This is a genomic window from Streptomyces sp. NPDC090025 (assembly GCF_044748125.1).
GTDB lineage: Bacteria > Actinomycetota > Actinomycetes > Streptomycetales > Streptomycetaceae > Streptomyces.
This window is the reverse complement of the sequence record NZ_JBIVFL010000001.1, coordinates 337,220-363,787: the sequence shown is the minus strand read 5'-3', so window position 1 is coordinate 363,787 and position 26,568 is coordinate 337,220. Positions and strand designations below refer to the sequence as shown.

Sequence of the window (26,568 nt, the reverse complement as noted above, 5' to 3'; positions counted from 1 at the left end):
CGATGACGAGATTGTCGGGTTCCTTACCATCGGGCGGCCCGTCAAGGGCGCACTTGCGGCAAAGAGGCGTGCGCCGGGTCCGGGCGCATTACTTTGGAGGGGAAGCCGGGGAGATCCGAGCCCCGGAGAAGGCTCGGAGAACGCTCGGGCAGGCCGTCGGGAGGGTGTCGCATGGCGACGAAGGACACACCACCGCGCTGGGACCGCAGGATGCAGCAGCGGCTGGCGCGCGGTGAGGCCGCGGCCCTCGGCGAGCTCTACGACAGATTCGCCTCCCTCGTGCACAGCCTCGCCCACCGGGTCCTCGACGACGACGACGACGCCGACCAGATCACCCGCGAGGTCTTCGGCTACATCTGGGAGAACCCCGACGCCTACGACCCCAAGCAGGGCAACATGCGCGCCTGGGTGGCCCGGCTGACCCAGCGCCAGGCCGTCCACCGGCTGCGCCAGGCCGAGGCCATGGCGTACGCGGAGCGCGGCGAGGGCACCGCGGAGGAGCTGGAGCAGAAGGTACGCCGCGCCTCGGTCGCGGCCCGCGCCGACTACATCGTGACCTCCATGCCGACCCCGCTGCGCCAGGCCCTCGAACTGGCCTATTTCCAGCGCCGCGACTACCGCCAGACGGCGGCCGACCTCGGCGTCACCGAGGACGAGGCCCGCCGTCGGCTGCGGCTCGGGCTCCAGCTCCTGTCCACCGCCAACACCCGCCCCCTGGAGGGCTCCTCGCCGCCCGGCCACGGCGGCGGTTACGGACGGGCCCTGTGACCGCGGCGAACGACGATCCCGAGGAGATCGCACGCGCCCCCTGGATACCGGGACCGCGCCCGGCGGCCGACGACCACGCGGACCTGCGGCGGTCGCCGTCCGCGGACCGGCCGCCGGTGACCGACGCCGACGGCGGCTCCCCGGACGACGTGTTCGCGGACGGTACGGGCGGTACGGGCGGTACGGGCGAGACTCCCGAGGCGGGCCCCGAGCCCGTACCGGAGCCCGTACCGGAACTCCCGCACCGCACCCTCAAGTCGCTGCTCGGCGCCTGGGCGCTGGCCGCCTGCTCGCCCGCCGAGACCCGGGCCGTCGAGGCCCACCTCACCGAGTGCGCGCCGTGCGCCGACGAGGCCCTGCGGCTGCGCGACGCGGTCGGACTGCTCCAGGCCGAGCGCGACCTCGACCTGGACCCGCTGCTGCGGTCCCGGGTCCTGGAGAACTGTCTGGGCCGCCGCCCGGCCCGTATCCCGGTCCCCGTCTGGGCCACCCCGTACGACGCCGAGACCGCCCGGCTCGACGCGCTGCTCCGGGACATCGGCGAGGCCGAGTGGCACGCGCCGGTGCGGCTCAAGTGGTTCGAGGACGAGCGCCGGGTGGACCGCAAGACGACGGTGGCCGGGGTGATCGGCCATCTGCTCGCCGTGGACGGCCTGGTCGCGGCCTCGCTCGGACTCGACGACCCGCTCGCCGCCGACGCGGGCCCCAGCGGGCCGGGCGGGCCGCGTGGCGGCCGGTCGGCGGCCTCGTTCGCGGAGCTCTCGCCCGCCGAGCGGACCGAGGCCTGGTGGACCGCCTCGCACCGGCCGCCGACCCGCTCCGTCCGCGAACCGTGGCGGGAGCAGAGCCACACCCTGGTGCGGACGGTGTCGTTCGCCGGGCGCGGGGTCGCGGACCTCACCGTCACCTACGGGGACTTCGCGCTGCCGCTGCGCGACTCGCTCCTGGAGCGGGCCTTCGAGTGCTGGGTGCACGCCGAGGACATCGCGAACGCGGTGGCGTACCCGTACGACCCGCCCTCCGGCACCCATCTGCACGGGATGATCGACCTCGCCGCCCGGATGCTCCCGGCGGCCCTCGCCGGCCGACGTCGCACCGGACTCGCGAACCCGGCGCGGGAGCTGGTCGCGGCGGGCGCGCCGGGCCGTTCGCTGCACCTGGAGATCGAGGGCGCGGGCGGCGGTCACTGGTACATCGCCCTGGACTCCCCCGCCGCCCTCGGCTCCCGGGAGCACACGGTGGCGCAGGTGGCGATGGACGGCGCGGAGTTCTGCCAGCTGCTCGCCGGGCACATCCCGCCGGAGGACGCGGCCGCCGGACAGGACGGCGACCGCGAGGCGATCAGGGACGTGCTGTTCGCGGCGGCGTCGCTGAGCCGGATGTAGCGCCGGTCGCCGGGCCGGTGGCCGGGCCCGGCTACGCGAAGACGACCGTGCGGCGGCCGTTGAGCAGGATGCGGCGCTCGGCGTGCCACTTCACGGCGCGGGCGAGCGCCTGGCACTCGACGTCACGGCCGACGGCGACCAGCTGGTCCGGGGTGACCTCGTGGCCGACCCGCTCGACCTCCTGCTCGATGATCGGGCCCTCGTCGAGGTCCGCGGTCACGTAGTGGGCGGTGGCGCCGATCAGCTTCACACCGCGGGCGTGCGCCTGGTGGTACGGCTTGGCGCCCTTGAAGCTCGGCAGGAAGGAGTGGTGGATGTTGATGATCCGCCCGGACAGCTGCTTGCACAGGTCGTCGGAGAGCACCTGCATGTAGCGGGCGAGCACGACCAGCTCGACGTCCTGCTCGCGGACCAGGTCGAGGAGTTCCGCCTCGGCCGCCGCCTTGGTGTCCTTGGTGACCGGAATGTGCCGGAACGGGATGTCGTACGTGCCGACCAGCTCGGCGAAGTCGGTGTGGTTGGAGACCACGGCGACGATCTCGACCGGCAGCGCGCCGATCCGCGAGCGGAACAGCAGGTCGTTCAGGCAGTGGCCGAATTTCGACACCATCAGGACGACGCGCATCCGCTCGTCCGCGCGGTGGATCTGCCAGTCCATGGTGAACGAGTCGCCCACGGCGGCGAAGCTGGCCCGCAGCTTGTCCACGGTGACCGGCGACTCGGCCGAGAAGTGGACCCGCATGAAGAAGAGACCGCTGTCCCGGTCCCCGTACTGCTGGCTGTCCTCGATGTTGCAGCCGGTGATGAAGAGATAGCTCGACACGGCGTGCACGATGCCCTGCTTGTCGGGGCAGGAGAGGGTGAGGACGTACTGGTCGGTCATTGACCTAGCGTGCCACACCCCGTGCGCCCGGCCGTCCGCCGTCTCAGCAGGCGACCGCCGCCTCAGGAAGCGACCGCCGCCTCAGCAGACGACCGCGGTCTCAGGAAGCGGCCCTGGTCATGATCCGCAGCACTTCCAGCGAGCGCGGCGGCACGTCCGGGTCCTCGCCGTCGGCCGTCGCCATCCGTACGTGTGCCTCGCGGGCGGCCCGTACGGCCTCCGGCCAGCCGTGGTGCTCCAGGTACGCGGAGACCGGGGCGTCCGGACCGACCTGGTGCATGATGCGCAGCACCCGGAGCACGGCGACGTCGACCAGGGCGGCCTCGCCGGAGTCGCGGAAGACCGTCCCGACGTACTTCTCGGCGGACCAGTTGTCGAGCCAGGTGTCCTCGACGAGGCGGTAGACGGCGTCGGTGACGTCGCCGAACCCGTCCTGGCCGGCCAGCCAGGTCGTCTCGTGGAACCCCGGGTCGGAGAGCATGTGTAGCGCGGAGCGCACATTGGCGCGCCAGCGCCACCACGGCATGTCGTTGAGCGGCATGCCGCCCATGGTGGAGGAGCGACGCCCGCGACGGGAAGGGTTCGCCGGTCGCGAGGTGGTGACGGCGGCGGGCTCGGGGGTGGGCTCGGGGGTGGACTCGGGGGTGGACTCGGGGGTGGACTCGTGGGCCGGGGCGACGGAGTCGGGGGCGGTGCTGGACACGCTTCGATCGTACGTTCCGCCGAACCGACAACGTTCTCCACCCCGGATCCGGTTCACCCGACCCCCGCAATTCACCTCCGCGACACTCTGCGTTGAATCTCGCTCACTGTCGCGTTACCCATGAGGCGGAATTGTGCATGGCCATGACCGGTAGGCGACTTTCCTCACTCCTCGCGTACGTCACGACGGCGGCGGCCGGAGCGTCGCTGCTCGCCGGCTGCGGCGTGATCCCTGGTGCCACGGGGGGCTCCAGGGAGCCCGTCACCGTCATGACCTGGGCCCCCGACCAGACGCGCGCCACCAATATGCCCGGAATGCCCGCGATGGCCCAGGCGTACGCCCGGTGGGTCAACGCCAACGGCGGCATCGACGGCCACCAGCTGCGCATCCTCACCTGCAACGACCAGAACACCAACGCGGGCGCCTCGGCCTGCGCCCGCCGCGCCGTCAAGGAGGGCGCGGTCGCCGTCGTCGGCTCGTACAGCCAGTTCGGGCGCGCCTTCATGGCGCCCCTGGAGGCCGCGGGCATCCCGTACATCGGCGGCTACGGCATATCCGACGACGAGTTCAGCAGCCCGCTGTCCTACCCCGTGAACGGCGGCCAGGCGGCGCTGCTCGCCGGGCACGGGATGCAGCTCGCGTCCGGCTGCCGGAAGGTCTCGCTGGTCCGCCCCGACACCATCGCGGGCGACAAGCTGCCGGACCTGCTCAACTCCGGCCTGCGCAAGGCCAGCCACCGCAACGCGATCGACATCCCGGCGCGCGAGGACGCCGCCGAGTACACCGAGTCGGCGGACAAGGCGCGGACGAAGGCGGGCGACGACGAAGGCTGTGTCACCGCCGTGCTCGGCGAGCGCACCCAGACCTTCTTCGACTCCTTCCGGCGGCTGCCGGGCGAGGGGGACAAGGGGAAGGACGGCGAGGGCAAGGGCGGCGAGGGCAAGGCGGGCGACGGGGACGCGATCCGGATCTCCTCGGTGCTCGGCAGCGTCGGCCAGCCGCTGATCGACCGCTCCGGCGGCGCGCACAGCCCCTTCGAGGGCGCGTACGTGACCGGCTGGTACCCGAGTGCCGAGAGCGACGCGTGGAACCCGATGAAGAAGGTCATCAAGGAGCACGCGTTCGTCGACAACCGGGTGGACCCGACCGACGCGGGCGTGCAGACCACGTGGATCGCCTACACCGTGCTCAAGCAGGTCATCGAGTCGCTGGACAGCGAGAAGATCACCTCGCTGCAGATCAGCCACGCCCTCGACCAGGGCGAGAAGATCGACACGGGCGGTCTGACCCCGCCGCTGCGCTGGCGCTACGACGATCTGCTCGGCGCCCGCGACTTCCCGCGGATCGTCAACCACGACGTGACGTTCCAGGTGGTACGGCAGGGTCAGCTGGTGGCGCAGAAGCCCGGGTTCGTGGATGTGGGCGAGACGGTCCTGACCGCGCCGTGACGCGGCCGGGACCGGGGGCCGGGACCGTGGGCCGGGACCCGGGGAGCTCGGCCGGGCCCCCGGGCCGGACAGCGGCTAGCGGCCAGCGGCTAGAGCTGGCTCGGCTGGCGCTTCGAGAGGCCGTACTTGTCGGCGGTCGGGTTCCACAGCCCGGCCGCCTGCTGCTTGGCGGTGGTCGCCTCGTTGCTCTTCTTCGTCGCCTCGACCGTCTGCGGCGTCGACCGGGCCTTGCCGCCCTTGCACGCCTTCTTGTTCTTCATCTGGTCGGCCCAGGCCGCGTAGTGGTCGTCGGCCGCGGCCGACGCCTGCCACGCCTTGGTGAGCGCGCCGGTCAGCGCGGAGCTGTCCGGCAGCTGGTCGACCTTGAGCCCCTGAAGGCGGGTGACGAGCTCACGGCGCTGGTTGGCCGCGCCGCGCAGGTCCGTGGCGGCCTGGTCGAGGTTGTCGCAGCGGCGGATCGCGTCGACGGAACGGATCACCGCGTCACGGCTGTTGTTGCTGTCCGCGAGCAGCTTGTCCAGCGACTGCGCCTGCCCCTTCGCCGGATCGTCGGCCGCGTCGGACGGCTGCCCGGACGGCGCGGCCGAACTGGCCGCGACCTTCTGGCCGCCCTTGTCGGCCGCCTTGTCCTTGCTGTCGTCGTCACCCCCGCTGAGCAGCGCCCCGACCCCGAGCCCGACGACGGCGCACCCGACGACGACGGCGGCGATCAGCGCGAGCGGCGAACGGCGGCGCGGCGGCTCGGGCTCGTCGTCGTAGTAGGCGTCCTGGTAGCCGTACTGCTGCGGGGGCGGCGGGGGCTGCTGCTGGTAGCCGGGCGGCGGCGCGTACTGCGGCGGGGCCTGGTGCTGGGGCGGAGCCTGGTGCTGGGGCGGAGCCTGGTGCTGCGGCGGAGCGGCCGGTGTCTCGCTGCGGAACAGGTTGTCGAAGTCCGCGAGCGGCGGCCGCTCCTGGTGCAGCGGGACCTGCGGTACGTGCGGGGTCTGCGGCGCGTGCGGGGCCTGCGGCGCGTACTCCTGGGGCGGTACGGGCGCGATGTACTGCGTCGCCTGCGCGTCGGGCCCGGCGGGCCCGCCCGGGACCGGCGGCAGGTACTGCGTCGCCTGGGCGTCCGCGCCCGCGCCCGGGCCCTGCGGGGGCACCGGCGCGATGTACTGGGTGGCCTGGGCGTCCGGCCCCGGGTATCCGTATCCCGGCTGCGGCGCGGGCGCGGCCTGCGGGTAGCCGTAACCGGGCTGCGGCGCGGGCTGGTGCTGCGGGTAGCCGTACGCGGCGGGCGGCGCGGCCGGGGGCTGCGCCGGGACCGGCGGCAGGTACTGCGTCGCCTGGGCGTCCGAGGGGCCGCCAGGGGTCACCTCAGGGGGGAGGGGCTGGGCGGCCGGATACTGCGGCTCCGGCCCCTGTCCGCTGTGCGTCACCGGGACTCCTACTGATGGACGGATGGACTGCTGGACCTACGGAATGGTCGGCTCACGCTACCGGGTACCCCCGGACCGCCGCACACACGTCCGACCATCCTGTTCCCCACCTGCTACACAGCGCACAGGCGTCACGGCGCCCACCCCCGCCCGCGCGGGCCCGGTACCCCGCCCGGGTCCGCACAGCCCACCCCGCGCCCACCCCGCGCCCGCCGCCCGCCAGGGCCCGGCCGCCCGCCAGGCCCCCGCGCCCCGCCCGTACGCCCTCCGCACCACCCCGTGCCTCCACCGGCCCCGTACGAGCGACGCGAGCGAACACGAGCGAACGCGGGCTACGCCGCGTGCAGGTCCAGGCGCGCGCCGAACTCGCGGACCACCGACTCGCCCGCGTACGGCTCCAGGCGGTCCTTCAGGTCGCCCAGGTACTCCGCGCCGCGCGACGAGCGGAGGGTGGCCAGGAGGTCCAGGGCGCGGGTGCCGGTGTGGCAGGCTTCCTCGACCTCGCGTTGCTGGACCTGGGCCGTGGCCAGCAGGGCCAGGCCGATCGCGCGGCGGCGGGCCCGGCTCTCCGGGTGGCCGGCCAGGGAGCGTTCGGCCGCGCGGGCCGCCTCCCGGGCCTGGCCCAGGTCCCGGTGGCAGTGGGCCAGCTCGTCCGCGAGGTACGCGTCGTCGAAGTGGGCGATCCAGTGCGGGTCGTCGCCGCTCTCCGGCTCGGTCAGCTCAAGCGCCCGCTCCGCCCGCCCGGCCACCTCGCCGAACGCCCGCGCGTCACCGAGCAGCGCGTGCCCGCGCGCCTCCGCCGCCAGGAACATCGCCTCCGCGCGCGGCGGCACCTGCCCCCGCGCGCCCTCCTGCGCGGCCCGCGCCAACTGCGCGATCTCGCGCGGGTTGCCGAGCTGCGCCGCCAGGTGACTCATCGACGCGGCGAGCACGTACCCGCCGTAGGCCCGGTCGCCCGCCGCCTGCGCGAGCCGCAGCGCCTGGATGTAGTAGCGCTGCGCGAGCCCCGGCTGCCCGGTGTCCACCGCCATGTACCCGGCCAGCTCGGTGAGCCGCGCCACCGCCGCGAACAGCTCACGGCCGACCGCCTCCCGGTACGAGCCGGACAGCATCCCGGACACCACGCTGTTCAGGTAGTGCACGACCACCGGCCGCACGTGCCCGCTGCCGAACTGCCGGTCCAGGTCCACGAGGGCCTGCGTCATCGCCCGTACCGCCGCCACGTCCGAAGGCCCCACCCGGGCCCCGGCGGACCGGGCCACCTGCGGGTCCGCGCCGGTGATCAGCCAGTCCCTGCTGGGCTCGACGAGCGCCGACGCGGCGACCGTCGAGCCGGACAGGAAGTCCCGCCGCCCCACGTCGCTCCGCCACAGCTCGCAGACCTGCTCGATCGCCCCGAGCACGGTCGGCGCGAACTGAAGGCCCACGCCCGAGGCGAGATTGCGGCCGTTGGCCATGCCGACCTCGTCGATGGTGACCGTGCGCCCGAGTTTGCGCCCCAGCGCCTCGGCGATGATGCCGGGCGCCCGCCCGCGCGGCTGCTGGCCGCGCAGCCAGCGGGCCACCGACGTCTTGTCGTACCGCAGATCGAGGCCGCGCTCCGCGCCGACCATGTTGACCCTGCGGGCGAGACCGGCGTTGGAGCAGCCGGCTTCCTGGATGAGCGCCTGGAGCCGTTCGTTGGGCTGGCGTGCGACGAGTGGCCTGGCTGCCATGATGACTACCCCCTGAGGCCGGTGCGGTGATCGACGGACGATCCTGGGACGATCCTGGCTGATCACTGCCCGACAGATATCCGGTCAATGCAGATGTGAACACGCGAAACCGGACACGTCGGCCGGCCGTCCGCAGCACGGCACGCGGCACCGACGCCCCCTGACAGTGGATACCCGCCCACCGCTCCCGGCCCCACGCGCGCCCCCGCCCGTGCACCCGTGCGCCCCGTATGCAGGATCGATGCGTCACACCACGCTCCGCGACGCCCGTAACCCCAGGTGACGGCGGGAGTTGTCTTCGACGTGGAAGAGACCATCGGAGTCACGGACGCCGCACAGATCCCCAAGCAGCGAGGCGAGCTGCTTCTGGACAGCGCCGTGCGGTACGCGGAAGAGCGCCACTGGGACGTGTTCCCCGGGACCTGGCTGGAGGCGGCCGAAGGCAGGGAACGCTGCTCGTGCGGCGCGGAGGCGTGCCCTTCGCCCGGCGCGCACCCGGCCAGGCCCGACTGGTCGACCCAGGCCACCGGGAGCGCCGTCGGCGCCCGCCGGATGTGGTCGAAGCAGCCGAAGGCGTCGATCCTGCTGCCCACCGGCCGCACCTTCGACGCCCTGGAGGTCCCCGAGTCGGCCGGGTTCCTGGCGCTCGCCCGGATGGAGCGCATGGAGCTGGCGCTCGGCCCGGTCACCTGCACCCCGGACCGCCGGATGTTCTTCTTCGTGCTGCCCGGCGCCGGTGCCAAGGTGCCCGAGCTGGTGCTGAAGATGGGCTGGGTGCCGTCGGCGATCGACCTGTCGATCCGCGGCGAGGGGTACTACGTGGCCGCGCCGCCCACCCGGGTCGGCGGCTACGGGGCGGTGCAGTGGGCCCGTAAGCCCACCGCCGCCAACCGCTGGCTGCCGGACGTCGAGGAGTTGATCTCCCCGCTGGCGTACGCGTGCGGCCGCGAGGCGGCCGATTCCCGCTCCCGCCGCGCCTGACCCCTCCCCCACAGCCGCATGGCCGCATAAGCCATATGGCGCGAACACGCTCAGCCGTAAGGTGGTGCCCGTCTACACGGGGACAACCGAAGGGTTGACGCAACATGGTGCCTGACCAGGCATACGACGGAACGTCCGGACCGAAGGGCGGCCAGCCGGAACCCGGCGCGGTGCCCGCGGTCCGGGTCGAAGGGCTCTGGAAGCGTTTCGGCCAGCAGATCGCCGTCAACGGGATCGATCTGGTGCTGCCCGCGGGCAAGTTCATCGGCCTGGTCGGCCCCAACGGCGCGGGCAAGACCACCACGCTCTCGATGATCACCGGACTGCTCCGCCCCGACGCGGGCCGCATCCTGGTCGCCGGGCACGACGTGTGGGCCGACCCCGAGTCCGTCGCCCAGGTCAAGTCCCGGATCGGCATCCTGCCCGAGGGCCTGCGGATGTTCGAGCGGCTCTCCGGCCGCGAACTCCTCGCCTACAGCGGGCGGCTGCGCGGCCTGCCCGGCGCCGAGGTCGACAAGCGCGCCACCCAGCTCCTCGACGTCCTCGACCTCGCGGGCTCCCAGCACAAGCTGGTCGTCGACTACTCGACCGGCATGCGCAAGAAGATCGGCCTCGCCGCCGCCCTGCTGCACAACCCGGAAGTCCTCTTCCTCGACGAGCCGTTCGAGGGCGTCGACCCGGTCTCCGCGCAGACCATCCGCGGCGTCCTGGAGCGCTACACCTCCTCCGGCGCCACCGTCGTCTTCTCCAGCCACGTCATGGAGCTGGTCGAGTCGCTGTGCGACTGGGTGGCCGTGATGGCCGCGGGCCAGATCCGCGCGCAGGGCCCGCTCGCCGCCGTACGGGGCGACGCGCCCTCGCTGCAGGCCGCGTTCCTCGAACTGGTCGGCGCCCACGGCCGCGACAACGGCGAGACGCTCGACTGGCTGGGCGGTCCGGCCCGATGACCACCGCCGCCCCCGCCGCCCCCGCGACGCCCGGCGCGGCCCCGCGCCCCGCCGACGCGCCCTCGCTCACCGGCGTCTTCGTCCGGCTCAAGCTCGCCCTGCTGCGCAACGGCCTGAAGCAGTCCGGCGGCCGCACCGCCGCGTACATCGCCTCGATCGTCGTCGCCGTGCTCTTCGCGGCCGGCATGATGCTCGGCTTCACGCTGCTGCGCGGCCACTCCGACGCCGCGACCATCACGGTGCTCCTGGTCGGCGTGCTCACGCTGTCCTGGACGGTCATGCCGCTGTTCGTGCCGAGCGGCGACGAGACCCTCGACCCGTCGCGGCTCGTGATGCTGCCGCTGCTGCCCCGGCCGCTGGTACGGGCGCTGCTCGTCGCCTCGCTGGTCGGCGTGGGCCCCGCGCTCACCCTGATCCTCGCGATCGGCGCGGCCCTCGCGCTCGGGCACGGCGCGGCCGGGACGGTCGTCGCCGTGCTCGCCGTACCGCTCGTCGTGGTCACCTGCGTCGCCCTGTCCCGGGCCGTCGCGGCGGCCAACATCCGGCTGCTGACCTCCCGCAAGGGCCGCGACCTCGCGGTCCTGTCCGGCCTGCTGATCGCGGTCGGCATGCAGTTCGTGAACTTCGGCGCCCAGCGGCTCAGCCAGGCCGGCGGCCTGTCCAGCCTCGAACCGGCCGCCGAGGTCATCGGCTGGCTGCCGCCCGCGGCGGCCGTGTCCGCGATCGACGCGGCGGGCTCCGGCGACTACGGCGTGGCCGCCGCGAAGCTGCTCCTGACGGCCGCCGCGCTCGCCGCCCTCGCGTACTGGTGGCAGCGTTCCCTCGTACGGCTGATGGTCGAGCCGGACGGCTCCACGATCGGCGCCTCCGCCGAGGGCAAGGACAAGAAGAAGGGCGCGAAGGGCAAGGACGGCGCCATCGGCGGGCGGCTCGGCCGGATCCTGCCCGGCGGCCGTACCGGCGCCGTGATGGAGCGCAGCCTGCGCTACATCTGGCGCGACCCGAAGACGAAGGGCGCCTGGGTCACCTCGCTCGCCGTCGGCGCGCTCGTCCCGATCTTCAACGCCCTCCAGGGCCTCGGCACCCTGTACTTCGCCGTCTTCGCCTCCGGCATGCTCGGCGTGCAGATGTACAACCAGTTCGGCCAGGACACCTCGGCCTTCTGGATGGTCGCGCAGACCATCTCGACGAAGGCCGACGCGTACGCCGAACTCCGCGCCCGGGCCATGGCGCTGCTGCTCGTCACCGTCCCGTACACGCTCCTGGTGGTCGTGGCGACGGCGCTGGTCATCGGCGGCGACAGCTGGGGTTCCTTCCCCGAGGCGCTCGGCACGGCGTTCGCGGTGCTCGGCGCGATGATGGGGACGGGCGCGCTGACCTCGGTGAGCTTCCCGTACTCGATCCCGCAGGACAGCGCCTACAAGAACGTGGCGCCGGGGCAGGGCGGGCTCGCCTGGATGTCGATCTTCGGCGGCATGTTCTCGGGCGCGCTGCTCTGCACCCCGGTCATCGGCCTGAACATCGCCCTCCACCTGACCGACCAGGAGCAGCTGCTGTGGCTGATCCTGCCGATCGGCACGGCCTGGGGCGCACTGGTCGCCTGGGGCGCGCTGAAGCTGGCGGCGCCGCGGATGGCGAAGCGGCTGCCGGAGATCCTGGCGGCGGTCAGCAAGGGCTGAGGTCAGGGCGCCGGGCGTGGTTCCGGGCCTGTCCGGGACATGTCCCGGACAGGCCCGGGCCTTCCGCCGGCGGTTCCCCGGCGGACAGGCTCTGGGCGGTCGGTCCCGGCGATCAGCGGTGAGGCGCCGACGACCGTGCGAACCACCGTCCACTCACAGATTCGAGGAGCCATGCGCACACGCAACCTTCTTGCAGGTCTGATGCTGGGAACCTCGCTCGTCGCCGGCGGCTTCGTGCTGCCGGCCCAGGCGCAGGCCGTGAACGGCCCGGCGGCACAGGAGCAGGCGCTGCCGCCCGAGTGCACGCCCTGGGACACCGACAACTACACCTACGGTGTGAAGTGCGCCACGACCCGCGCCTACTACGCCAAGGTGACGTGCAGGAACGGGAGCCAGCAGAAGACCGGGCGCGGTGTGATCACGAGCGGCGGCAATACGTCCTACGCGTACTGCTCCGCCTACGGCCCCGGCTGGGTCAAGGTCGGCGGCACCGGCGGAGTCGTCTGGGCGTCGTGACCCGCTGAGCCACAGCCCCCGTTCCGGGCCCTTCAGGGGCGCGGGGCGGGGGCTTCGCGTTTCCCCGCCGCGCCGGTCGGGGCGACACCGGGCACGATCCGGACACATGTACGGGGCGTGCGCCTCGCTAACCGGCCGCTCCGGCCCGTACCGACCGTTCAGCACGGATCCCTTCCCAGTGCGAGTTCGCGCGCGGTGTGGACGCGCGTCAAGTGGAAGCTCTCGCCCCGCCTTCCCAGGAAGCCGTAGGCCGGGAGGGTGGTCAGGGCGACCGCCGCGCGCCTGACGGCGGACCGGAACCCCCTCCTCCCGATGCCCGAACGACCGGTCGGTCCCAGCCTTTTGACCGCCCACGCGCGCGTGCGGCCGGAAAACGCGGACCGATGTGCGATCACTCTCCGCGTCGGCAAGACTCCGGACCGCAGCCGATCGGCTCGCACCCCCCGTCACATCCGTACCTCCCGTACGAGACCCCCGTACGTGACTTGCGAAGGGACAACCCCATGCGTCACATCCGTACCCTCGGCGCCACGGCGTTCGCCACCGCGACCGGACTCGCCCTGGTAGGCACCGCGTTCGCCGGCTCCGGCACGGCCGAGGCCGCCCCCATGGACACCACCGGGCTCTACGCCCCCTCGGTCCTCGTCCTCACCACCGGCCCCGGCGAGCGCCCCGCCACGGCCTCCGTGGTCCGCGCGGTCACCCTCTCCTGCACCCCGACCGCCACCGGCACCCACCCGAACCCCGCCGCCGCCTGCTCCGAACTCGCCTCCGTCGGCGGTGACCTGGCCCGCCTGACCGCCGCCGCCCCGTCCGGCGGCCGACCCTGTACGCGCGAGTGGCAGCCGGTCACGATGACCGGCGACGGCGTCTGGCAGGGCAAGCGGGTGCGCTGGTCGGCGACGTACGGCAACGCCTGCGAGATGCACGCGAAGACGGCGGGCGGCGCGGTCTTCGGCTTCTAGGCCGTACGCCCCCGGTAGCGGCGGTAGCGGTCGTACGAGCCGTTCGGCTCAGGCGAGGGCCCGGCCCACCATCATGTGCAGCAACTCCGGCTCCACGAACGGATCCTCGTCCGTCGGCCGCGACCGCCACCCCAACGGCCACGTCACCCCCTCCAGCGCCGGCACCCCCACGAACGCCTCACCCCCGCTCCCGTCCCGCCCGAGGGCCCGTACGGGAGCGGGCCAGGCGTGCGCGGCGGCGGAGCCGGGCGGGACGAGGAAGTAGTGGTAGCGGGGGCCGGTGTCGGCGCGGACGATCGGCCCGGCGTGGAAGTCCGTGAACTCCATGAGCCGGTACGCCACGTCCTCCCCGAGGAAGCCGCCGATGCGGACGGCGTCGAAGTGGACGCCGGTGTGACGGAGCGCGTGGCCCGTCGCCGGTACCCAAGAGGGCACCTTGTCAAGTGACTTGCGCGAATTCATGACGCAAGCTTCCCGGCTCCGATTCACTGTGACCAGCGCCACAGAGCTGTTGTGGCGGACTGTGCACGTGGGAGGTCGGGAGTGAACAAGGGAAGCAAGGCGAGCAAGGGGAGTCCGGGGGCCGCGAAGGCGTTCGGGCGGTTGCTGAGGTTCTATCGCGAGCGGGCGAAGGTCTCGATGGAGCGGCTGGGGACGGTGACCGGGTACTCCAAGTCCCAGGTGGCGATGATCGAACGCGGCGAGCGGAAGGCGAGGGGGGACTTCGTCCCCGTCGCGGACAAGTTCCTGCGTGCACAAGGTGCACTGATCGAGGTCGCGCAAGAGGTGACGGCGAGTGGTGTCGCGGCGTGGTTCGAGGACTATTTGGAGGAGGAGGCCAAGGCCGCCGTTATCCACAAGTTCGAGCCCCAGCTCGTCCCCGGGCTGCTCCAGACCCCGGAGTACGCACGTGCCGTCTTCACCGGTGCGGTACCGGCCTTGGACGAGGACGAGATCGAGGCCAACATCGCGGCCCGGATGGACCGCCACCGGCTGTTCTTCCGCACTCCACCGCCAGTGGTCACTTTCGTCCTGGAGAAGGGCGCGCTCACCAAACCGCTCGGCGGCAAGGACGTTCTCCGGAAGTGTCTGATGTACATGCGCGAGTGCGCGGACCTGCGCAACGTCACGATTCAGGTGATCCCAGAAGACCGCGAATCGCACGCCGGACTCAACGGTTCGTTCACGCTGCTGGAGACCTCTGAGCGCAAGCCGCTCGTCTACGTCGAAGGACAAGGCGGCAGGTACTTTGTGAGCGAACAGCCGGACGTGTCAGACGTCTTCGCCCGCTACAGCATGCTGCGGGCGCAGGCCCTCACGCCGGAGGACTCCGTACGACTGATCGAACAGGTGGCACGAGAGCTATGAGCACCGACCTCAACTGGTTCAAGAGCAGCTACAGCGTCGAGCAGGGCGAGTGCGTCGAGGTCGCCGTCTCCTGGACGAAGTCCTCGTACAGCGGCGACCAGGGCGGCGACTGCGTCGAGGTCGCCACCTGCCCGCACGCCGTGCACGTCCGGGACTCCAAGGACACCGCCCTCCCCTCCCTCACCGTCTCCCCCGCCGCCTGGGCGGCGTTCCTCAGCTCCGCCGAGTAGCGGGCCCCCGGGGCCGCAGGGCCGGGCGGCCCAAGCGGGTCGCCCGATGGAGGGCGAGCCAACGTTTCGGCGGTTAGAGCCGGGAACCGGGCGCGGAAGGAGACCGCCGCGCCTGTTTCTCGCCCTGCCCCGCCCCGGAGGTGACCCTCGTGGTCCTCGTCATCGTCGTCGCCGTGCTCGCCCTGCTCGCCGGGATCGCGGCGAACCGTTTTCTCCGGCCTCTGGTGATGGGGAGCGAGGACGACGGGTCCGGGATGGCCGTGAAGGACCTGGTCGGGCCGCTGCTCACGCTGACCGTGCTGCTGCTCGCCTTCGTACTGGTCACCGCCAACGGGTCGTACGGGAAGGCGGAGGTCGCCTCGCGGGGCGAGGCGCGGGCGCTGGACCAGCTCGTGGAGACGGCCGAGTACGCGCCGGAGGCACAGCGGGCCAAGATCCAGGCGGACGCGGTCTGTTACGCGCGGGCCGTGCGGGTGCAGGAGTGGCCGGCGATGGCGGACGGGGAGGGGTCGCCGGTGCCGAGCGTGTGGTCGACGGACTTCCGGCGGACGTTCAAGCAGCTTGAGGGCAAGCCGGTGTTCGGGATGCTGATCGCGGCCGACAACAAGCGGTCGGACGAGCGCGAGGAACGGCTGACGCAGGCCACCGCGTCCATCCCGAGCGCGATCTTCTGGTTCCTGCTGGCCACTCTCACGATCACCGTCGTGGCGCTCGGGTTCTGTCTGCCGCGCAGGAACAACCGGGGCCAGTTGATCACCCTCGCCGTGATCACGGCATTGCTGACGACGACGTTGTGCATCATCCGGGACGTGGACCGGCCGTTCGGCGGGATCATCGACGTCCAGCCGACCGCGATCAGCGAGGCGGAGCGGCAGGCCGAGCGGGACTTCCGGGTCAACCACCCGGACGAGCCGCTGCCGTGCGGGACGGACGGGAAGGCGCTCGCCGCGAGCTGAAGCTTCGCAAGGACGTCTGTTTTCGGGCGGGGACACGAACGGGTGCTTCCCCGGCTCGGCCGTCCGCGGGGCCCACGATGGGCTGATGACAGAGGCTGGAGCAGGGACGAACGCGGCGGCGGGGACGAGGACCGACGCGGGCGCCGCGCGGCGGATGGCCGATTCGCTGTTCATCGAGCGGTCGTGGCGCAGTGCGAGCGCCAGTCGGTTCTGGGTGCTGCTGGTGCTCGCGTCGGTGATCGCGAGCGCCGGAGTGGTCGGGGACTCCACGGCGACCGTGATCGGGGCGATGATCGTGGCGCCGCTGATGACGCCGATCCTGGGCAGCGCGCTCGCGCTCGTGCTGGCCGACCGGCCGCATCTGGTGCGCAGCGCGCTGCTGGTGCTCGGCGGGGCGGCGGCGGTGGTGTGCGTCGGGATGCTGCTGGGGTGGATCGTGTCGCCGCCGGACGCGTTCGCGAGCAACAGCCAGGTGTCGTCGCGGATCAGCCCGCGCCTCATCGATCTGCTGGCCGCTCTGGCGACCGGTCTGGTCGGGGCGTTCGCGCTGGTCCGTACGGACATCTCGGACGCGCTGCCCGGGGTCGCCATCGCGATCTCCCTCGTGCCGCCGCTGGCCGTGACGGGGCTGCTGATCACCGTCGGCCGCTATCACGACGCGAGCCAGTCGGCGCTGCTGTTCGTGACCAACGTGGCGGCGATCGTGGCCACCGGCACGCTGGTCTTCCTGCTCTACCGGGTACGGGACGGGGCGCGGGCGGCGGGGCTCGCCGTGGGCGGTTTCCGGGGGCGGACGCTCACCGCCGTGCTGGCGGTCGTGGTGCTCGTGGCGGTGCCGCTGACGGCGGGGACGGTGACGGTGGCCCGGGACCGGGCGCTGACGGCGGACGCGCGGCCGGTCGCCGAGAAGTGGGCCGATGCGGGGGCGTGGGAGCTGGCGTCGCTGGAAGCCCGTAACGGCGTGATCGTCGTCGGGGTGCTCGGACTGCCGCCGCAGCCCGCGCCGACCGCCCTGCGGATCGCCCTCGACGGCGCGGGCATGGCGGACGCGGACCTGGAACTGCACTTGGTGGGCGGACGTACCCACTGGTGCCCGGCGGGCGGCACCAGCTGCACGGTGGAGGGCGCCAGGCGCGACGGGCCGCGCACGGCGGGCTGAGCGGGGACCCGGGCCTGCGGCACGGCCGCGCTGTCGGTGGCGGGCAGGAGGCGGAATAATCGGAGGCATGGCGACAAGCTCCTCCCCCGGCTCGGGCTTCTCCGCGACCGCTGTGCTGCACGCCCGGTACACGCAGCGGTTGCCGTCGTCCCTGGACGCTCTCCTCGGGCCTGAACACGGCACCGTGGACCTCCCCCTGCACGTGGCATGGTCGGGACTGCGTGCCTACGACCTGGATCGCCCTCGGCTGCGGATGGGGATGTACCGCACCGTCCTGGCCGAAGGGCAGCGCGAGGACCTGGTCCGCCTCCTCAACCGTGACCTCCTCCTCGATCAGTGGCCCGTCCTGCGGACTCTGATCAGCAGGCACCTGCGGGACGTATGGGAAGCCGCCTTTCCCGAGCTCACGGCGATCAGCGCTCCCGCCACCCCCGCCGCATGAACCTGAGCAACCTGCACCGCAGGCTGCTCGCCGCCGTCCTCGACATCGGTGAGCCGTATCCACTGGTGATCACCGATCCGGTCACGGGCGACGACTGCGAGGTGGACATCCTCAAGGAGCACTTCCGGGCCGCCCCGACACCGAGCCCCTACGGCCCCGTGCTGCCCTTCGACTCCGTCGTCGGAACCAAGGTCCGCGCTCTGGCCGACCGCGGGGCCGTCCGCGACTTCATCGACGTCCACGCGGCATCCCACCACCGCGACACCACGGAACTGGAGCGCCTGGGCGCCCGGCACGCCCGTGACGAGTTCCGTCTCGATGACCTCCGCGACCGGCTGGCCGGCGTGGAATGGTCCGACGACGAGGAGTTCGCGGCTTACGGGGTCTCCCCGGCCGAGACGGCCGACATCCGGGCCTGGGCCCAGGGCTGGGCCGACAGCCTCAACCGCCGACTTCACGACATTCACGACGCCGAGGGCTGACCCTGCCGCACCGCACCCGCCCGCTCAGGCCGTCAGGACGCCCGTCAGGAACGGGGTGACCGCCTCCCACCACGCCTCGGCGTGCTCGTAGTGGAGGAGGTGGCCCGCGTCGGGGATCTCCGCGTAGGCGCCGTGGGGCAGGACGCGGACCATCTCCTGGGCCTCGGCGCGGCCGAGTTCGCCGTCGAGGCCGCGGACGACGAGGGTGGGGCAGCGGACCTGGGCGAGCGAGTCCCAGTGGGCGTCGTGGACCCAGGTCTCGCGGGAGGTGAGCATCTGGGCCGGGTCGAAGACCGGGCGCCAGCCGTCGGGGTGCTCGGTCATGGTCTCGGCGAAGAACGCGCCGCGCGCCGGGTTCGGCCGCTCAAGCCAGGGGTCGAGCTCGCCGAACCAGCGGCGGGCCGCGTCGAGGCTGGGGAACGGGACGGGCCAGCGGCGGAACCAGTCCTGCCATTCGCGCTGGGAGGCGGCGCCGAGGGCGGAGGCCCGCATGTCGCAGATCACCAGGGCGTGCACCAGGTCCGGGCGCTCGGCGGCGAGCTGCCAGGCGGTGAGGGCGCCCATGGAGTGGCCGACGAGGGTGACCGGTCCGAGGCCGAGCTGCTCGACGGCGGCGATCGCGTCGGCGACGTACGCCTCGCGCGTGAAGGGTCCTGCGGCGGGCTTGTCGCTCTGGCCGTGGCCGCGCTGGTCGAGGGCGATCGTACGGTGACGGGTGGCGAGGCGGCGGGCGGCGGGGGCCCAGTGGGCGGCGCGGCCCATGAGTCCGTGCAGCAGTAAGACGCCGGGGCCGGTCGGCGTGGCCGGCCGTTCGGTGAAGTCCCAGGCCGCCAGCCGTACGCCGTCGGCGCCCGTGACATCGATTCGTCGCACCATGCTGCTCGGCACCCCCTCTTCCCGTGGACCGGTGGATCGTGAACGCGTGGCGCTGCTCTGCTCTGCCCTACCCCGCGAGACTATCGAACTCTTATTCGAAAATGTGCTTCCGGCACTCAACACCCCACGTTCGAGTGACAGGGCTCAAGGATTGACGGCTGCGGCCGAGGGGAGATCTTCAACGGGAGGCGGACCGCTCGGGGAAAACGGTCCGAAGGGGATGACCCTGGGAGCTCGGGGCTCCGGGTCAGCACAGGGGAGGACGGACCCCGGCGCCCACGGGCGCCGGGGTTCTTCGTCTCCCACAGGAGGGCGGCCCTCATCGCACCAGCGTGGCACGGCGGGGGCGCGGGCGGGGCGATTCCGCCGTAAACCGGCATCGGGACCGGTCCGGGGTTGACGGAACCGTCAACCCCGGACCGGCAGCACGCTCTAGACGGCCGTGGCCGCGGACACGGACACGGACACGGACACGGACACGACTATTGCCGCTGCCACTGCCACTGCCACTGCCACTGCCACGACCTAGCGCTTCGCGACGAAGACGTGCGCCGCGACCTCGTTGTCCAGCTCCGCGGCCTCGCCGCTGCTGCCGACCAGGACGCCGCCCGCCGACTCCGTCACCGACACCACCGAGCCGGGCTGCACGCCCGCCCGGCGCAGCGTGTACATCAGCTGGGCGTCGGTCTGGATCGGCTCGCCGATCCGGCGCACGATCACCGTCTTGCCCTCGCCGCCCGCGTCGAGATCGGCCAGCGACACCATCGAGTCGTCGAGGAACGCCTCCGCCTCGGCCTTCTCGCCCAGCTCCTCAAGACCCGGGATCGGGTTGCCGTACGGCGACTCCGTCGGGTGCCGCAGCAGCTCCAGGACGCGGCGCTCGACCGCCTCGCTCATCACGTGCTCCCAGCGGCACGCCTCGGCGTGCACCTGCTCCCACTCCAGACCGATCACATCGACGAGCAGGCACTCGGCGAGCCGGTGCTTGCGCATCACGCGGGTGGCCAGGCGGCGGCCCTCCTCCGTGAGCTCAAGGTGCCGGTCGCTCGCGACGGCCACCAGACCGTCGCGCTCCATGCGGGCCACCGTCTGGCTCACGGTGGGGCCGCTCTGGTCCAGCCGCTCCGCGATCCGGGCGCGCATGGGGACCACACCTTCCTCCTCAAGCTCAAGGATGGTGCGGAGATACATCTCCGTGGTGTCGATCAGTCCGGACATACGTGCCCCTCAATGAGTCGTGCGCTGGCCCTGGCACCAATTCTGACGCATCGCACCGACAACCGGGGCTCACCCGTGCGAGGCGGTATTGACAGAGCAATGGTCCAGACCGCACGGTGATCGGCGACTCGACGAGGAGAGGTAGCCGCCATGGGCGAGAGCAAGCTGGCCGGACAGTTCTTCGACGCCGCCATCGGCCTGCTCCAGAAGGTGCGGGACGAGGACGCGGCGGACATCGCGGCGGCCGGCACGGTGATCGCCGAGGCGGTCGCGGGCGGCGGGCGGCTGTTCGCCTTCGGCGCCGGGCATTCCTCGCTCGCCGCGCAGGACGTCGTCTACCGCGCGGGTGGCCTCGCGGTGATGAACCTGCTGGCCGTGCCGGGTGTCGTCGGCGTCGACGTGATGCCCGCGACCCTCGGCTCGGCCCTGGAGCGGGTCGACGGGCTGGCCGGGGCGGTCCTGGACTCGTCCCCCGCGCGAGCCGGTGACGTGCTGATCATCATCTCGCTGTCCGGCCGGAACGCGCTGCCGGTCGAGATGGCGATGAACGCGCGGGCCCTCGGCCTGACCGTGATCGGCGTGACCTCGGTGGCGTACGCCACGGAGACGAAGTCGCGGCACGTGTCGGGGACGTTCCTGAAGGACCACTGCGACATCGTCCTGGACTCGCACATCGCGGTCGGCGACGCCGAGCTCACCCACGAGGGCATCGAGGCCCCCTTCGCGCCCGCCTCCACGGTCGTCACCAGCGCCCTGATGCAGGCCACCATGGCCGCCGCGGCCGAGGAGCTGGTCCGGATCGGCATCGAGCCGCCGCTGCTGCGCTCGGGCAACGTCGACGGCGGCCACGAGTGGAACGGCCGGGTGATGGCGGAGTACGGCGACCGGATCTTCTTCCGTCACTGAGCCCTCGCCGCCGGGCCTCCCCCGGCGGATTTCATGGCTGAGCTCTCCCTCGGATTTCGCCACCGAGGCCGGAAATGAGCGCGGGGCCACGGCGCATGTTCGCCGTGGCCCCGCGTTCTTCCGCCGGTTGTCTGTCAGGTCCTACGACACGTAGTAGCCCGCGACATCGGCCAGCAGGTCCACGGACCCCGCGTGGTTGTAGAAACTCACCTTGCCGTTCACCACGGGCACGACGACGAGGTTGGGGACCGTCTGCCCGGTGACGAAGTTGAGGTTCGACGCGGAGGTGCGGGCCGTGCCGTCCGGGTAGACGGAGACGAAGCTCGCCGCCGTCGGCCCGACCGCCGTCACGTTCATGACGACCGCCGTGACGCCGGTCAGCGGGATCCCGGCCTGGCCCGCCACCGGGAGCACGACCGTGCCCCGGGGGCCGACCTTGCCCTGCCGGACGCCCTGCCCGGCGATGGTGTTCATCAGCCGGGTCGGCGTGATCGGCTTGTACGCGGAGCCGGTGCCGTCGGAGGTGAAGTACCCGGCGACGTCGGCGAGCAGGTCGACCGAACCGGACTTGTTGTAGAACGCCACCTTGCCGTTCACGACCGGCACGACCACCAGGTTGGGCACGGTCTGCCCGGCGACGAAGTTGAGGTTCGACGCCGAGGTACGCGCCGTGCCGTCCGGGTAGACGGAGACGAAGCTCGCCGCCGTCGGCCCGACCGCCGTCACGTTCATGACGACCGCCGTCACCCCGGTCGCCGGGACCCCGCCGCGGCCCGCCACCGGCAGCACGACCGTGCCGCCGGGACCGACCTTGCCCTTGCGGACACCGGTGCCGTCGAGGGTGTTCATGATCCGCGTCGGCGTGATCGGCCGGTACGTGGCGCCCGAGCCGTCCGTGACGTAGTAGCCCGCCACATCGGCGAGCAGGTCCACCGAACCGGACTTGTTGTAGAACGCCACCTTGCCGTTCACGACCGGCACGACCACCAGGTTGGGGACGGACTGCCCCGCCTTGAAGTTGAGGTTCGAGGCGGAGGTACGGGCCGTGCCGTCCGGGTACACCGAGACGAAGCTCGCCGCCGTCGGGGCCGTCGCGGTCACGTTCATGACCACCGCGGACACCCCGGTCGCCGGGACGCCACCGCGGCCCGCCACCTGGAGCACCACCGTGCCACCGGGGCCGACCTTGCCCTTGCGGACACCGGTGCCGTCGATGGTGTTCATGATCCGGGTCGGGGTGACCGGCTTGAAGGTGCCGAGCCCCGCGGCCGGCTTGGTGACGCTGAAGCTGCCGCGCGGGTACTCGTACCCGTCGTTGATGATCACGCTGACGCTCCAGCTGCTCTCACCGACTCCGGTCAGGTCGAGCGACGCCGTCAGCGTCCGGGCGTCCGGCGACACCGACACGGTGGTCGCCTTCAGGGTCTTCCCACCGCTGGAGAGCCGGACGTAGTCCTTCATCCGGAGCGAGGTGCCGGTCACCGTGAGGGTGGCCACCTTGCCGCCCTGGGCGGAGGCCGGGGACACCGTCCCCACCGAGATCTCCTCGGTGCCGCACAGCGAGGACCAGCAGGCCAGCAGGGTGCTGTAGTCCGTCACCGACGCCTTCTCCGGCAGGCTCAGCACGAAGGTGCTCGGCGACGGGTTCCGCTGGCCGGGCTCCTGGAGGTAGCACTGGTAGGTGCCCTGCCCCCAGGCGTAGCAGTTGTTGTCGCCGCTCGCGTCGTAGAGCGCGGGCACGGCGATGTCCGCGCGGCCCTGGGTGTCGGTGGTCTTCACGTCGAAGCGGTCACGGGCCGCGGTCGGCAGCACCAGACAGGTCGCCGTGTGCGCCTCGTCGAGGCGCCCGGTGATCGGGCCGTGCCCGTAGGCGATGTTCGGGACCCGCTCGCACTCCGGCGCCGGTCCTGACTTCGTGCCGATGCGCAGCGCGTCGAAGCGGTACGTCCCGGCCGCCTTCAGGTTGGCCGGGACGAACACCATCACCTGGTAGCGGGTGGAGCCGGTGACCTGGCAGGACCTGTTGCGGTAGCCGCAGGTGGCGACCGCGTCGCCGGTCGCGCCGTACGCCAGCACGTTCGCGGTGCCGTTGGCGTCGCGGACGTCGAGGTGCAGCACGTCGGCGGCGTCGCCGGTGGTGACCTGACGGCACACCAGCACGCCCGCCCCGGCCATCGTGCCGGTCGCGGACGGCCCGCCGACGGGCGTCGCCGGGGTCGCCACGCAGCCCTTGGCCGTCTCGGTGACGTCCCGCCGGGCCAGGGTGTAGGCGGCGGGCGTGCCACGGCCGACGAGCAGCACCGTGTGCGCGAGACCCGGGGTCAGGGCGCAGGTGGTCCAGCTGCCGTAGGACGAGCCACCGCTGCAGATCTGCTTGCCGGTGGTGTCGAGGATCGAGAACGACGCGGCGGGAGCCCCGGCGTCCGCCGTGATCTGCACGTTCTCCTGGGCGCTGTGGGCGTCGGCCGGGATCGTCAGACAGGACGAGAACACCCCGGCGCCGGTCGTCGGCCGGGCCACCGCGCCCGTGGCGGTGAAGTCGCCCGCGGGGAAGACCGCGCAGGCGTTCGCCGCGTCGGTGCGGTACAGGTGCGTCCGGTACTCCCCGGTGCTCGGCTCCTGGTCGTCGGTGGAGACCAGGACCCGGTACGGGCCGGGGCCGGTCAGCGCGCAGGTGCCCGCGAACAGGTTCTCCTCGCCGCACAGGTAGCCGCCGTCCGGCTTGACGACCTGGAGCTCGGGACGGGGCCCGGTGCCGCCGAGGTCCGCGGGGAGCGCCACGCGGGCGTTCTCCGGCAGGTCCAGGAGCAGGCAGTCGATCTCACCGGGCACGGCGAAGGTGCCGGTCACGGCGCCGGGCGTGACGGTCCGGCAGCCGTCGGTGGCCGCCCGGTCCAGGATCAGCGTCGGGCGGGCCGTGGTCAGGGTGTAGCGGACGCCGGTCTTCAGCTCGCAGGCCGCCCAGGTCTCGCAGACCGTGGCACCCTCCCGGTCGAAGACCTGGAGCCGGGTGCGCTGGCCCTCCTCGGCCACGTCGTACACGTCGTACGTGCCGTCGGCGGGCACCGTGAGGGTCTTGCAGCCGGTCACCGGGGTGACGGCGGTCGGGGCGGAGCCGTACGCGTTGACCGGGACGGTGCCACAGCCCTCCGGGTCGGAGAGACGGCGGATCGTCAGCTCGTAGTCCCTGGCCTCGGTGCGGGCGTCGGACGCCTCGCCGAGGAAGCGGTACGGGCCCGTGCCGGGCAGCACACAGCCCACGCCCTGCGCCCTCGGGTCACAGATGACACGGCCGGTGGCGTCGGTGATCCAGCCGCGCTCGTCGCCGTACTCCACGAGGTGGTAGTCGAAGGTGACGCGCTCGCCCGGTGCGCCCTTGAACGGCCGGCAGAAGACGCCCAGCGGCTGGACCTTGCCGGTCAGCGGGGCCTGGTCCCAGGAGGTGCCGACCTCGGGCAGACAGCCCTCGGTGCCGGTGAGCGGGGTGACCGTCAGGGACGACTCGTCGGGGTCGACCGACTGGTTGTCGAGGCGCACCGTGTACGTGCCCGCGCTCGGCAGGTCGCACCAGCCCGCGCCCCAGTCGTAGTCGTAGCAGTCGAGCGCCGTCCCGTCCTTGTCGAAGACGTAGACGTATGTGTCGTAGTGGCCGAGCCGCAGCACGCGGTGCAGGCCGGGCCGCTCGGCGGTGAAGGTGAAGCAGGCCGTGCCGTTCCCGGCGAGGCTCGCCTTCGCGACGGCCGTGCCCGGGTCGCCGTACGGGGCGAGCGTGAGCGGCGCGCAGTCGGCGGCGGCGGGCGCGTCGGCGGCCCGGGGCGCGGGCTCCGCCTCGGCCTTGGGCTTCACCGCGGGCTTGGGCCGCACAGCGGGCGTGGCATCGGCCGTGGGTGCGGCCTGGGGCGCGGCGGGCTGCCCGGCCGCCACCGCGACACCGGTGGACAGCACCGGGACCAGCAGGGCGAGCAGCAGCGTGAACGCGGCGACGAGGGCGGTGTACGGCGCGGATCTGAGCGCCGTACGGGATGGGCGTGGCATGGAGACCGGTCCCCCCGGACGGTGATGGATCATGAGTTCACCGCATGATCGCACGCACGGCCGACATGCCGTTCGAGTTATCCACAGGGCCGGTCGGCCCGCCGGTCAGTCCCCGTGCGGCGCCCAGCCCGGTGCCCCGTCGAGCGCCGCCGCCACCCGGCCCGCGACCGTCTCCGCGTACACCGCGTCGTCCCGTTCGAACGGCGGCCGGGACGGGCCGCGCAGGAAGGTGGCGACGCCCAGGGTGCGGGCCCTGGCGCGCAGCGGGAGGCAGAGGGCGTGGGCCGTGTCGGAGGGCCACAGGCGGTCGGTGGCCGGGCTGCTTGAGCGGGTCGGGCCCTGCCGGGTCAGGGCCTGCAGGGCGGGGTGCGAGGGGGCGTAGCGCAGCGGGATGCCGCCGGTGGCGACCGGGGCGACCGGGCCCGGCGCGCCGGACGGGGTGGCCAGGGCGCGGACCAGGCGGCCGTCGGCGGTGGCCCGGTCGACCAGGACGTGGTCGGCGAACCCGGCGAGCGCGAAGTCGAGCAGCACGGCGGCCGCCCGTACCGGGTCCTCGCACTCCGCCGCCGCCGCGCCCGCCCGGTGCAGCTGGCTCCAGCGGAACCGCAGCCGGTCGGCGTCCTGGGCGGCGAGCCGGTCGTCGGTGACGTCCTGGAACAGCCAGCCGACGCCCAGCGGCACCGGCTCGGGGCCTTCGGCGAGCGGCGAGGAGAGCCGGACGAAGCCGCAGCGCCAGCAGCGGCGGCGCTCGCCCCGGGCGCCGCGCACGGTCAGCCACACGTCGGCGGGCTCCTGCGGCGATCCGGCGGCCAGGACGTGCGCCAGGGCGCCCTCCAGGTCCTCGACGCCCTGCCCGACGAGCTCGCCGAGCGGCCGGCCGAGCAGCGAGCCGCCTGCGGCGCCGAGCGCGCGGGACGCGTAGCCGTTGAGGACCACCGGCCGCAGGTCGACGTCGACGAGCACCACGCCCCAGGCGGCGTCCGCGAACAGCGCCTCGCTCAGGGCGAGCGAGCGCTCCAGGTCGACCTGGTCGTGGACCTCGCCGAACGCGCAGTACACCCCGGCGGGGGCGCCGTCGGCGCCCCGCACCCCGGTGGTCTGGGTCCGCACCAGGACCCGGCCGCCGTCCTTGCGGAGCAGCGCGAACTCGTGCACCTGGCGGCCCGGCACGGTCGCCGCCCGCATCAGCCGGGCCAGGATGTCGTCGGCGTCGGCGCTGCGGGCCGCCCAGCCGTCGAAGCCGCGCCGCCCGACGGCCTCCCGGGCGCGCCAGCCGAGGATGCGTTCGGCCTCGCGGTTCCAGTGGGTCACGGTGCCGGTGGCGTCGAGCGCGCACAGCGCCGCGTCCATGCCGTCGAGCAGGGCGGCGAGCAGATCGGCGCCCGGAACTCCGGGCACCTTCGCCGTGTCGGCCGTGTCACGCGCAGAGCCACTCATCCCGGCACCCCCCGGGTTCATTGAACTGGAACGTGACCCAGGACACAGCCC

Annotated in this window: 24 protein-coding genes; 15 read left to right on the top strand and 9 right to left on the bottom strand. The window is 72.9% G+C overall.

All coding sequences use genetic code 11. From position 1 onward, the window contains the following. The first annotated feature begins 171 nt into the window (after positions 1-171). Both ACIPXM_RS01745 and ACIPXM_RS01740 read left to right on the top strand, forming a co-directional pair. Positions 172-768 (top strand): sigma-70 family RNA polymerase sigma factor, encoded by a 597-nt coding sequence (locus ACIPXM_RS01745; RefSeq protein ID WP_401650714.1) that lies wholly within the window; start codon positions 172-174, stop codon positions 766-768. Continuing rightward, positions 765-2,153: a zf-HC2 domain-containing protein gene (locus tag ACIPXM_RS01740; RefSeq protein ID WP_401650712.1), complete on the top strand. Its 1,389-nt coding sequence runs from the start codon at positions 765-767 to the stop codon at positions 2,151-2,153. Before ACIPXM_RS01745 ends, ACIPXM_RS01740 begins: the two co-directional genes overlap by 4 nt. Before the next feature lie 31 nt (positions 2,154-2,184). On the opposite strand, the gene purU is transcribed toward ACIPXM_RS01740, so the two are convergent. Together purU and ACIPXM_RS01730 are read right to left on the bottom strand one after the other, a co-directional pair. Then, positions 2,185-3,036, bottom strand: a complete 852-nt coding sequence (gene purU, locus ACIPXM_RS01735; protein WP_401650709.1) for a formyltetrahydrofolate deformylase — start codon at positions 3,034-3,036, stop codon at positions 2,185-2,187. 100 nt (positions 3,037-3,136) lie between these two features. Then, on the bottom strand, positions 3,137-3,586 hold the full coding sequence (locus tag ACIPXM_RS01730) for a hypothetical protein (RefSeq protein ID WP_401652439.1): 450 nt from the start codon (positions 3,584-3,586) through the stop codon (positions 3,137-3,139). Between the two features lie 296 nt (positions 3,587-3,882). Between ACIPXM_RS01730 and ACIPXM_RS01725 the strand changes: the two genes are divergently transcribed. After that, positions 3,883-5,187 (top strand): ABC transporter substrate-binding protein, encoded by a 1,305-nt coding sequence (locus tag ACIPXM_RS01725; protein ID WP_401652437.1) that lies wholly within the window; start codon positions 3,883-3,885, stop codon positions 5,185-5,187. Between the two features lie 89 nt (positions 5,188-5,276). On the opposite strand, the gene ACIPXM_RS01720 is transcribed toward ACIPXM_RS01725, so the two are convergent. Beyond that, positions 5,277-6,605, bottom strand: coding sequence for a hypothetical protein (locus ACIPXM_RS01720; protein ID WP_401650706.1), 1,329 nt, complete (start codon positions 6,603-6,605; stop codon positions 5,277-5,279). A gap of 332 nt (positions 6,606-6,937) precedes the next feature. Beyond that, complete coding sequence (locus ACIPXM_RS01715; RefSeq protein ID WP_401650704.1) at positions 6,938-8,320, bottom strand: transcriptional regulator; 1,383 nt, start codon at positions 8,318-8,320, stop codon at positions 6,938-6,940. 303 nt (positions 8,321-8,623) lie between these two features. On the opposite strand from ACIPXM_RS01715, the gene ACIPXM_RS01710 reads away from it, so the two are divergent. The 5 genes from ACIPXM_RS01710 (at position 8,624) to ACIPXM_RS01690 (ending at position 13,408) form a co-directional block, all read left to right on the top strand. Continuing rightward, positions 8,624-9,301, top strand: coding sequence for a bifunctional DNA primase/polymerase (locus ACIPXM_RS01710; protein ID WP_401650701.1), 678 nt, complete (start codon positions 8,624-8,626; stop codon positions 9,299-9,301). A gap of 104 nt (positions 9,302-9,405) precedes the next feature. Further along, positions 9,406-10,248 (top strand): ABC transporter ATP-binding protein, encoded by an 843-nt coding sequence (locus ACIPXM_RS01705; RefSeq protein WP_401650698.1) that lies wholly within the window; start codon positions 9,406-9,408, stop codon positions 10,246-10,248. Then, positions 10,245-11,927, top strand: coding sequence for a transporter (locus tag ACIPXM_RS01700; protein WP_401650696.1), 1,683 nt, complete (start codon positions 10,245-10,247; stop codon positions 11,925-11,927). The genes ACIPXM_RS01705 and ACIPXM_RS01700 overlap by 4 nt, the downstream gene beginning before the upstream one ends. 171 nt (positions 11,928-12,098) lie before the next feature. Continuing rightward, positions 12,099-12,443 carry a hypothetical protein gene (locus ACIPXM_RS01695; RefSeq protein ID WP_401650695.1) on the top strand — a complete coding sequence of 115 codons (345 nt, stop codon included), beginning with the start codon at positions 12,099-12,101 and terminating at the stop codon, positions 12,441-12,443. Between the two features lie 503 nt (positions 12,444-12,946). Beyond that, the gene (locus ACIPXM_RS01690; protein ID WP_401650692.1) at positions 12,947-13,408 is read left to right on the top strand and encodes a subtilase-type protease inhibitor; all 462 of its coding nucleotides are present in this window, start codon (positions 12,947-12,949) and stop codon (positions 13,406-13,408) included. 48 nt (positions 13,409-13,456) lie between these two features. Here the strand turns inward: ACIPXM_RS01690 and ACIPXM_RS01685 are convergent, their stop codons facing one another. After that, the gene (locus ACIPXM_RS01685) at positions 13,457-13,870 is read right to left on the bottom strand and encodes a hypothetical protein (protein ID WP_401650690.1); all 414 of its coding nucleotides are present in this window, start codon (positions 13,868-13,870) and stop codon (positions 13,457-13,459) included. A gap of 81 nt (positions 13,871-13,951) precedes the next feature. Between ACIPXM_RS01685 and ACIPXM_RS01680 the strand changes: the two genes are divergently transcribed. The 6 genes from ACIPXM_RS01680 (at position 13,952) to ACIPXM_RS01655 (ending at position 18,045) form a co-directional block, all read left to right on the top strand. Next, positions 13,952-14,776, top strand: a complete 825-nt coding sequence (locus ACIPXM_RS01680; protein WP_401650687.1) for a helix-turn-helix domain-containing protein — start codon at positions 13,952-13,954, stop codon at positions 14,774-14,776. Next, positions 14,773-15,006 (top strand): DUF397 domain-containing protein, encoded by a 234-nt coding sequence (locus ACIPXM_RS01675; RefSeq protein WP_401650684.1) that lies wholly within the window; start codon positions 14,773-14,775, stop codon positions 15,004-15,006. Before ACIPXM_RS01680 ends, ACIPXM_RS01675 begins: the two co-directional genes overlap by 4 nt. Positions 15,007-15,155: 149 nt before the next feature. After that, positions 15,156-15,962 (top strand): hypothetical protein, encoded by an 807-nt coding sequence (locus ACIPXM_RS01670; RefSeq protein WP_401650682.1) that lies wholly within the window; start codon positions 15,156-15,158, stop codon positions 15,960-15,962. An 85-nt stretch (positions 15,963-16,047) separates the two neighbouring features. After that, positions 16,048-17,121: a DUF389 domain-containing protein gene (locus tag ACIPXM_RS01665; RefSeq protein WP_401650680.1), complete on the top strand. Its 1,074-nt coding sequence runs from the start codon at positions 16,048-16,050 to the stop codon at positions 17,119-17,121. A 67-nt stretch (positions 17,122-17,188) separates the two neighbouring features. After that, a complete protein-coding gene (locus tag ACIPXM_RS01660; protein WP_401650677.1) occupies positions 17,189-17,563 on the top strand; it encodes a hypothetical protein in 375 nt (124 codons plus the stop codon). Next, complete coding sequence (locus tag ACIPXM_RS01655) at positions 17,560-18,045, top strand: nucleotidyl transferase AbiEii/AbiGii toxin family protein (RefSeq protein ID WP_401650674.1); 486 nt, start codon at positions 17,560-17,562, stop codon at positions 18,043-18,045. The genes ACIPXM_RS01660 and ACIPXM_RS01655 overlap by 4 nt, the downstream gene beginning before the upstream one ends. 24 nt (positions 18,046-18,069) lie before the next feature. On the opposite strand, the gene ACIPXM_RS01650 is transcribed toward ACIPXM_RS01655, so the two are convergent. After that, entirely contained in the window at positions 18,070-18,921 is an 852-nt protein-coding gene (locus ACIPXM_RS01650) for an alpha/beta fold hydrolase (protein WP_401650672.1), read from the bottom strand. A gap of 525 nt (positions 18,922-19,446) precedes the next feature. Beyond that, positions 19,447-20,139, bottom strand: coding sequence for a metal-dependent transcriptional regulator (locus tag ACIPXM_RS01645; protein WP_401650669.1), 693 nt, complete (start codon positions 20,137-20,139; stop codon positions 19,447-19,449). A 150-nt stretch (positions 20,140-20,289) separates the two neighbouring features. On the opposite strand from ACIPXM_RS01645, the gene ACIPXM_RS01640 reads away from it, so the two are divergent. Further along, entirely contained in the window at positions 20,290-21,045 is a 756-nt protein-coding gene (locus tag ACIPXM_RS01640; RefSeq protein ID WP_401650667.1) for an SIS domain-containing protein, read from the top strand. A gap of 141 nt (positions 21,046-21,186) precedes the next feature. Here the strand turns inward: ACIPXM_RS01640 and ACIPXM_RS01635 are convergent, their stop codons facing one another. Both ACIPXM_RS01635 and ACIPXM_RS01630 read right to left on the bottom strand, forming a co-directional pair. Then, positions 21,187-25,080 carry a hypothetical protein gene (locus ACIPXM_RS01635; RefSeq protein ID WP_401650664.1) on the bottom strand — a complete coding sequence of 1,298 codons (3,894 nt, stop codon included), beginning with the start codon at positions 25,078-25,080 and terminating at the stop codon, positions 21,187-21,189. 105 nt (positions 25,081-25,185) lie between these two features. Continuing rightward, positions 25,186-26,517 carry a PAS domain-containing protein gene (locus tag ACIPXM_RS01630; protein WP_401650662.1) on the bottom strand — a complete coding sequence of 444 codons (1,332 nt, stop codon included), beginning with the start codon at positions 26,515-26,517 and terminating at the stop codon, positions 25,186-25,188. Positions 26,518-26,568: the final 51 nt, after the last annotated feature.